2 protein-coding genes are annotated in these 9,357 nt (G+C 75.6%); both read right to left on the bottom strand.

Annotated elements, in window-relative coordinates:
- Positions 1 to 6,970 (bottom strand): type I polyketide synthase (locus tag ACZ6O2_RS35965; RefSeq protein ID WP_466026138.1); only part of this gene is annotated, 6,970 nt, incomplete at its 3' end.
- Between the two features lie 47 nt (positions 6,971 to 7,017).
- On the bottom strand, positions 7,018 to 9,357 hold a 2,340-nt coding region (locus tag ACZ6O2_RS35970), incomplete at its 5' end, for an SDR family NAD(P)-dependent oxidoreductase (RefSeq protein ID WP_466026139.1).

Here is a 9,357-nt window from a genome sequence, read left to right on the forward strand (position 1 = left end):
CCGACACACCCGCACCGACCACGGCGGCCCGCTGGTCGAACAGCGACCGCGTCGTGGCCAGGGACCAGGCCACGACGGCCGGGTCCACGTCACCGCGCTCGCGCACGTACTCCGCCAGCCGCGCCGCCTGACCCGCCAGAGCCGCCTTCGACCGCGCCGACACCGGCCACACGACGACATCGGAGTCCACCAGGCCCGGACGCGGGTCCACGGGCGCGGCTGCGACCGGCTCGTCGGCCTGCTCGATGATGACGTGCGCGTTGGTGCCCGAGATGCCGAACGACGACACCGCCGCCCGGCGCGGACGGTCCACCGCCGGCCACGGCCGGGACTCCGTCGCCAACTCCACCGCGCCGGCCGTCCAGTCGATGTGCGGAGACGGCTCGTCCACGTGCAGCGTCGCCGGCACGACCCCGTGCCGCATGGCCTGCACCATCTTGATCACACCGGCCACACCGGCCGCCGCCTGGGCGTGGCCGATGTTCGACTTGATCGAGCCGAGCAGCAGCGGCCGATCGGCCGGCCGGTCCCGCCCGTACGTGGCCAGGAGCGCCTGCGCCTCGATCGGGTCACCGAGGGTGGTGCCGGTGCCGTGCGCCTCGACCACGTCGACGTCAGCCGTGGACAGCCGCGCCGAGGCGAGGGCCTGCCGGATCACCCGCTGCTGCGACGGACCGTTCGGGGCGGTGAGCCCGTTCGACGCGCCGTCCTGGTTGATCGCCGAGCCGCGTACCACCGCGTAGACCTTGCGGCCCTGCCGGCGGGCGTCGCTCAGCCGCTGCACGAGCAGCATGCCGACGCCCTCGGACCAGCCGGTGCCGTCGGCGGAGGCGGCGAACGACTTGCACCGGCCGTCGGCGGCGAGGCCGCGCTGGCGGGAGAACTCGACGAAGGCGGTCGGGGTGGCCATCACCATGACGCCACCGGCGAGGGCCATGTCGCACTCGCCGCGCCGCAGCGCCTGGCCGGCCCAGTGCAGCGCGACCAGGGACGACGAGCAGGCGGTGTCCAGCGAGACGGCCGGGCCTTCGAGGCCGAACGTGTACGACACCCGCCCGGAGATGACGCTGCTGGTCATCCCGGTCAGCATGTAGCCCTCGGCGGCCTCCGGCGAGTACGCGAGCAGCGAGCCGTAGTCCTGGCCGCTGGTGCCGACGAACACGCCGGTGCTGCTGCCCCGGACGGCGGTCGGGTCGATGCCGGCGGACTCGAAGGTTTCCCAGGTGGTCTCCAGCAGCAGTCGCTGCTGCGGGTCCATGGCCAGGGCCTCGCGGGGCGAGATGCCGAAGAACCCGGGGTCGAACCGGTCGACGCCGCTGAGGAAGCCGCCGCCCCGGGTGTAGAAGGTGCCGCTGGCGTCCGGGTCCGGGCTGTAGAGGGAGTCGAGGTCCCAGCCCCGGTCGGTGGGCAGGTCGGTGATCGCGTCGACGCCGTCGGCCACGAGCCGCCACAGGTCGTCGGGGGACCAGACCCCGCCGGGCAGCCGGCACGCCATGCCGATGATGGCGAGGGGCTCGTCGTCGTCGACCGACACGGTGGCGGTGGTGGGCCGTACGGGGACCGGGGTGCCGGCGATCTCCGTACCCAGGAAGGCCGCCAGGTCGTGCGGGGTCGGATAGTCGAAGACGAGGGTGGCCGGCAGCCGCATCCCGAACGCGTTGTTGAGCCGGTTGCGCATCTCCACGGCGGTGAGCGAGTCGAAGCCGAACTCGCTGAACGCCTTGCGCGGCTCGATGGCGCCCGGGTCGGGGTAGCCGAGCACGGCGGCGGCCTGGCCGCGGACGATCTCGACCAGCGCGGCGACCCGGTCGGTGTCGCCGAGCGCGGCGAGCTGCTGGACCAGGGACGCGCCGGTGGTGGCCGCGGCGGCGGAGCGGGCGGGCATGCGGATCAGCGCCCGGTACAGCGGCGGGATGCTGCCGCCGGCGAACTGCACCTTCATGGCGGCGAGGTCGAGCCGGGCCGGGACGAGCGCGGCGTCGGTGGTGCGGCAGGCCGCGTCGAAGAGGGCGAGCCCCTCCTCGGCCTCCATGGCGGCGACGCCGGAGCGGGAGATCCGGTTGAGGTGGACGTCGTCCAGCTCGGTGGTCATGCCGCTGCGGTCGGCCCAGAGGCCCCAGGCGAGGGTGAGCGCGGCGAGGCCGCGCGCCTTGCGGTGCTGGGCCAGCCCGTCGAGGAACGCGTTGGCGGCCGCGTAGTTGCCCTGGCCGGGACCGCCGGCGGTGGCGGCGAGCGACGAGTACGAGACGAACGCCTTCAGGTCGAGGTCGGCGGTCAGTTCGTGCAGGTTCCAGGCGGCGTCGACCTTGGGCCGCAGCACGCCGTCCATCCGCTCGGGGGTGAGCGACGAGATGACGCCGTCGTCGCGGACGCCGGCGGCGTGGATGACGGCGGTGAGCGGGTGCTCCGCCGGGATGGCGGCCAGCAGCTCCGCCACGGCGGCCCGGTCGGCGACGTCGCAGGCGGCGACGGTGACGGTCGCGCCGAGCGCCTCCAGGTCGGCGCAGAGCTCGGCGACGCCCCCGGCCGCCCGGCCGCGCCGGCTGGTGAGGATGAGGTGCCGGACGCCGTACGTGGTCACCAGGTGCCGGCTCATGAGCTGGCCGAGGGTGCCGGTGGCACCGGTGATCAGGACGGTCCCCTCCCCGTCGAACGGGGCGGCCGGCGGCTCAGCCGCGGCGGGGACCCGGGTGAGCCGGGCGCCGGCGGCGACGCCCGCGCGGATCACCACCTGCGGCTCGTCGGTGGCGACGGCCGGGACGAGCGCGGCGGCGGAGCCGGCCACGTCGTCGACGTCGACCAGCACGAACCGGTCGGGGTTCTCCGACTGGGCGGAGCGGAGCAGGCCGATCACCGCCGCGCCGGCCAGGTCGGTCAGGTCGGCGTCCCGGTCGGTGGCGACCGCGCCCCGGGTCAGCACGACCAGCCGGGAGGCCGCGTACCGGTCGTCTGCGAGGAACTGCTGGAGCACGGCGAGCGCCCGGTGGGTCACCTCGGCGACGGCACGCGGCACGTCCGCCGATCCGGGCGGGTCGAGGAAGGGCACGACCAGCACCCCGGGCGCGTCCGCCCCCTCTTCCATCGCGCCGGCCAGGGCGGTCATGTCGGGGTACGCCGCCACAGCCGTCCCGGTGGCGGCGACCCCGTCGGTGAGGGCCGCCTCGTCGCCGACCACCGCCCAGCCGACGGTCGACGGGCCGGCGGCCAGGGCGAGCGGGGCCCACTCGACCCGGAACAGCGACTCGGTCCCGCCGCCCCCGGCGGTGCGGAGCTGGTCGGCCGAGACCGGCCGCAGGACGAGGGAGCCGACGGAGATGATCGGCGCGCCGGTGACGTCGGCGAGCAGCAGCGAGATGCTGTCGGTGCCGGTGTGCGAGACCCGGACCCGGGCCGCCGCCGCGCCTGCGGCGTGCAGGGCGACGTCGTTCCAGGAGAACGGCAGCCGGCCGTACCCCGGGGGCATGTCCGCCCCGGACGGCGCGCCGGCGGCGGTGGTCAGCCCGAGGGTGTGCAGCGCCGCGTCGAGCAGGGCCGGGTGCAGGCCGTACCCGTCGGCCTCGGCGGCGGGGGTCTCCGGCAGGGCCAGCTCGGCGAAGAGGTCCTCACCGCGCCGCCAGGCGGAGCGCAGCGCGATGAAGGACGGGCCGTAGTCGTAGCCCTGGGCGGCGAGGTTCAGGTACAGGTCGTCGGTGGCGACCTCGGTCGCGCCCGGGGGCGGCCAGGCGGTCAGGTCGGACCAGCCGGAGGGCGCGCCCGGTCCGGCGGGGCCGCTGGCCAGCACGCCGCTGGCGTTGCGGGTCCAGGCCCGCTCCCCCGCACCGTCGGCCGGGTCGCCGTCCACCGCGGAGTGCAGCGACACGGACCGGCAGCCGGTCTCGTCGGCCGGGCCGATCCAGAGCTGGATGTCCACGCCGCCGGTCTCGGGCAGGATCAGCGGCGACTCCAGGGTGAGTTCGCGGACGTGGTCCGCGCCGACGTGCGCGCCGGCCTGGAGGGCGAGTTCCACGAAGCCGGTGCCGGGCAGCAGCACCGTGTCGAAGACGACGTGGTCGGAGATCCACGGGTGGGTACGCCGGGCCAGTCGCCCGGTGAACAGGAAGCCCTCGGCGTGCGCGACGCCGACGGCGGCGCCGAGCAGGGGGTGCCGGGCGGGCCGCAGGCCGACGGCGGTGACGTCCCCGGTCCACCCGGCGCCCGCCTCGGGCCAGTACCGCTGGTGCTGGAAGGCGTACGTGGGCAGGTCGACCCGGCGCGCGCCGGTGTCGGTGAACCACGGCTGCCAGGTCACCGGCACGCCGTGGACGTGCAACTCGGCCAGGGCGTGCAGCAGCGCGTGCGTCTCCGGCCGGTCCTTGCGCTGGGCGGCGACGGCCAGCACAGTCTCGTCGTCGGGCAGGATGTCCGCCGCCATCGCGGTCAGCACACTCTGCGGGCCGACCTCCAGGAACGTGTCCACACCGGCGACCTGCAACGCCGTGACCCCGTCGGCGTACCGCACCGCCTCACGGACATGCCGCACCCAGTAGTCAGCGCTGCGGATCTCGTCCGGGCCGGCCAACCCGCCGGTCACGTTCGACACGACCGGCAGCAACGGCGCGGCGAACGTCAACCCGTCCAGGACCGCGCGGAACTCGGCCAGCATCGGCTCCATCAGCGGGCTGTGGAACGCGTGGCTGACGGTGAGCCGACGGGTCCGGGCACCCCGGTCCCGCCAGGCCCGCTCAATGTCGTCGAGGGTGTCGACGGCCCCGGACAGCACGACCGACGTCGGCCCGTTCACCGCCGCGATCCCGACCCGATCCGTGAGCCCGGCGATCGACTCGACCACCGCCTCTTCTGAAGCGGCGACGGCAAGCATCCCGCCGCCAGCGGGAAGCGCCTGCATCAACCGGCCCCGCGCGGCGACCAGCGCGGCGGCGTCCGCCAGGGACAACACCCCGGCCACGTGCGCGGCCGTGATCTCACCGATCGAGTGACCGCCCACGAAGTCCGGCACCACACCGAACGACTCCACCAGCCGGAACAACGCCACCTCGACCGCGAACAACCCGGCCTGCGTGAACACCGTTTGGTCCAACAACGCCGCCTCGGCCGTACCCGCCTCGGCGAACAACACCTCCCGCAACGGACGCGGCAGCAACGGATCCAGCCGCGCACACACCTCATCCAGCGCGGCGGCGAAGACGGGGAACGCCTCGGACAGCTCCCGGCCCATGCCGGCACGCTGCGCGCCCTGACCGGAGAACAGCACCGCCAGCGAGCCCCGGCCGCCGGCCTGGCCCGCGACCACCCCGCCCGACGGCTCGCCGGACGCGAGCGCCCGGAGCCCGGCGAGCAGGTCGTCGCGGCCGGTGGCCGGCACCACGGCCCGGTGGTCCAGGGTGGACCGGGAGGTGACCGACGAGAAGGCGACGTCGATGGGGCGCAGGGTCTCGTCGGCGGCCAGCCGGGTGGCCCAGCGCTGCGCCTGCCCGGCGAGGCCGGCGGCGTCCCGGGCCGACACCAGCACCGGCACGACCGGCCGCTCGACGGCCGGCGCGGCGGCGGCCGTCGCGGCGGCGGCCGTCGCGGGCTGCGGCGCCGGGGCCTGCTCCAGGATGGTGTGCGCGTTGGTGCCGGACACCCCGAACGAGGAGACGGCCGAGCGGCGGGGCCGGTCCATCGCCGGCCACGGCGTCGCCTCGGTCACCAGCGAGACGGCGCCGGCCGACCAGTCGACCTCGGGGGTCGGCTCGTCCACGTGCAGGGTCGGCGGCACGACGCCGTGCCGCATCGCCATGACCATTTTGATCACACCGGCGACGCCGGCGGCGGCCTGGGCGTGGCCGATGTTCGACTTGATCGACCCGAGCAGCAGCGGCGCCGCGTCGCCCCGGTCCTGCCCGTACGTGGCCAGCAGCGCCTGCGCCTCGATCGGGTCGCCGAGCCGGGTGCCGGTGCCGTGCGCCTCCACCACGTCCACGCCGCCGGCGGCGAGGCCGGCGTTGGCGAGGGCCTGCTGGATGACCCGCTGCTGGGACGGCCCGTTCGGGGCGCTCAGGCCGTTGGACGCGCCGTCCTGGTTGACGGCGCTGCCCCGAACCACGGCGAGGATCGGGTGGCCGTTGCGCTGCGCGTCCGACAGCCGCTCCAGCAGCAGGACGCCGACGCCCTCGGACCAGCCGGTGCCGTCGGCGGCGGCGGCGAACGCCTTGCACCGGCCGTCGGCGGCGAGGCCGCGCTGCCGGGAGAACTCGACGAAGGCGGCCGGGGTGCACATGGCGGTGACCCCGGCGACGATGGCCAGGGTGCACTCCTGCTGCCGCAGCGCCTGCCCGGCGAGGTGCAGCGCGACCAGGGAGGACGAGCAGGCGGTGTCGATGGTGACCGCCGGCCCCTCCAGGCCGAAGGTGTAGGCGATCCGGCCGGAGACGACGCTACCGGCGTTGCCGGTCATCAGGTGCCCTTCCAGGCCCTGCGCGGCACCCATCAGCACGGTGCCGTAGTCCTGCCCGGTGCTGCCGGCGAAGACGCCGGTGCGGCTGCCGCGCAGCGAGTGCGGGTCGATGCCGGCCCGTTCGAAGACCTCCCAGGAGGTCTCCAGCAGCCAGCGCTGCTGCGGGTCCATCGCCAGGGCCTCGCGGGGGGAGATCGCGAAAAAGCCGGGGTCGAAGTCGGGCATGTCGTGGACGAAGCCACCCTGGCGGGTGTACGACGTGCCGGGGCCGCCCTGCTCCTGGTCGGCGTCGTACAACGACCCGAGGTCCCAGCCCCGGTCCTCCGGGAATTCGGTGACCACGTCCCGGCCGGACGCGACCACCTCCCACAGGTCCTCCGGCGACCGCACGCCGCCGGGGAACCGGCAGCTCATGGAGACGATGGCGACCGGTTCCTGTTCACCGGCCTCCACCTCGCGCAGGCGCTGCCGCACCTGATGCAGGTCAGCGGTGACCCGCTTGAGGTAGTCGAGAAGCTTCGCCTCGTCAGCCATGGACCGCGCACTCCTTGTGTTGACCCGTCGTCGCAGCAGCGATCACGTCAGGACATCCCCAGCTCGCGGTCGATGAAGTCGAAGACCTCATCCGGCGTCGCGTCCTGGAGCTTCTCGGCGACGGTGTCGCCGTCAGCCGGCGCGTCGGCCTCGTTGAGGGAGGCCAGCAGCGCCCGCAGCCGCTCGGTGATCCGAATCCGGGCGCTGCGGTCCGGCGCCGAGCCGGAGAGCGCCGCTTCCAACCTGTCCAGTTCGCCGAAGACCGGCGCGACCCCGACCACTCCGCCGTCGACGATCGCGGCCCGCACGTAGTCGGCCAGGCCGGCGGCGGTCGGATAGTCGAAGACCACCGTGGCGGGCAGCCGGACGCCGGTCGCCGCGGTGAGCCGGTTGCGCAGCTCCACGGCGGTCAGCGAGTCGAAGCCGAGTTCCCGGAAGGCTCGCTCCGGCTCCACGGCGTCCATGGAGGCGTGCCCGAGCACCGCGGCGGCCTGGCCGCGTACCAGCTCCAGGAGCGTCTTGCGCCGCTCGGCGTCGGTCTGGCCGGCGAGCAGCGCGGCCAGGGACTCCGCGGACACGCCGCCGTCGTCGGCGGCCCGCTCGGCGGCGGCCCGCCGCGCCTCGGCCACGCCCTCGATGAGCGCGCTGGGCCGGACGGCGACGAACCCGGGCACGTACCGGGCCCAGTCGATGGCGGCCACCAGCGTCGCCGGCTCACCTCCCGCGACGCACCGCGCGAGCGCGGTGAGGGCGGGCTCGGTGTCGAGGCGGGCGACCCCGGTGCGCCGGCGGCGATCCTCCACGGCCTGGTCGCTTGCCGCCATCCCGCCGGCCGCCCACGGACCCCACGCGACCGAGGTGGCCGGCAGGCCCTGACGGTGCCGCTGCTCGGCGAGGGCGTCGAGGTAGGCGTTGGCGGCGGCGTAGCTGCCCTGGCCGGCGGCGCCGAGCTGGCCGGCCATCGCGGAGAACAGCACGAACGCGCGCAGCTCCCGACCGACGGTCAGCTCGTGCAGGTGCAGCGCGCCGAGCACCTTGGGCCCCAGGACGGTGGCGAGCCGGTCGGCGGTGAGGCCGTCGAGCACACCGTCGTCCAGTACGCCGGCCGCGTGCACCACGCTGGTCAGCGGCGCGTCGGCGGGCACCTCGTCGAGCAGCTTGGCCAGCGCGGCCCGGTCGGCCACGTCGCAGGCCGCCACGGTCACCCGGGTGCCCGCATCGGTCAGCTCGCGGACCAGCTCGACGGCGCCCGGGGCGTCCGCTCCCCGGCGACTCACCAGCAGCAGGTGCTCGGCGCCGCGGGCGGCCAGCCAGCGGGCCACCTCCGCGCCGAGCGCGCCGGTGCCGCCGGTGACCAGCGTGGTACCCGGGTAGCCGGCCTCGTCCGTGGCGGGTTCACCGCCGGGCGCCCGCACCAGCCGGCGTACCAGGATGGTGGCGCCGTCGACGGCGAGCTGGTCCTCGCCGTCGAGGCCGGCGAGCGCGGCGCAGAGCAGGTCCCAGCCGTGGTCGTCGAGGGTGGCCGGGACGTCGACCAGCCCGCCCCACCGCTGCGGGTGTTCCAGGGCCACGACCCGGCCGAGGCCCCAGAGCAGCGACTGCTCCGGGCGACCGGGGGTCCCGCCCCGGGTGGTGCCGGCGGCGCCCCGGGTGACGCACCACAGCGGCGCGGCGACGTCGAGGTCGCCGAGGGCCTGGACCAGCGCCAGGGACCGGGCGAGGAACGGCGGCACCGGCTGGGTGTCGTCGACCGCGCCGTCGGCGAGGGCGAGCAGCGACAGCACGCCGTCCACCGGGGCGGGTTCGCCGTCGGCGGTGCGCGTCGCGGTGGTCAGGCGCGCGGCGAGGGCGACCCGGTCGGTCAGGTCGTCCGGCAGCAGCACCAGCCGGGCGTCGGCGCCCCGGCGGGCCAGTTCGACGACCGCGGCCTCGCCCTCCTCCGGGTGCCGCTCGTCCGCCACCACCCACCAGGCGCCGGGGAGGAAGCTGACCGGCGTCCCGGTGTACGGCTGCCAGACGCTGCGGTACCGCCAGTCGTCCAGAGTGGACCGTTCCCGCTGCTGCCGCCGCCAGGAGGCGAGCACCGGCAGGGCCGCGCCCAGCCGTTCCAGGGACTCCGTCGCGCTCTGCGCGGTGAGTTCCGCGAGCGCAGCCAGGTCCTCGCTCTCGACGGCCGCCCAGAAGGCGGAGTCGACGCCGCTCGGGGTCTCGTCGGCGCCGCCCTGCGCCGTCGTCGCGGTCGGCCAGAACCGGTCCCGGTCGAAGGCGTACGTGGGCAGGTCGACGGTGTCGGTCCCGGCGAGGACGGTCGTGAGGTCGACGGGCAGGCCGATGGCGTGCGCGGTGGCGAGGTTGGTCAGCAGCCGCGTCGCGTCGTCGTCGCCCCG

This window comes from Micromonospora sp. NPDC048040 (assembly GCF_055587185.1).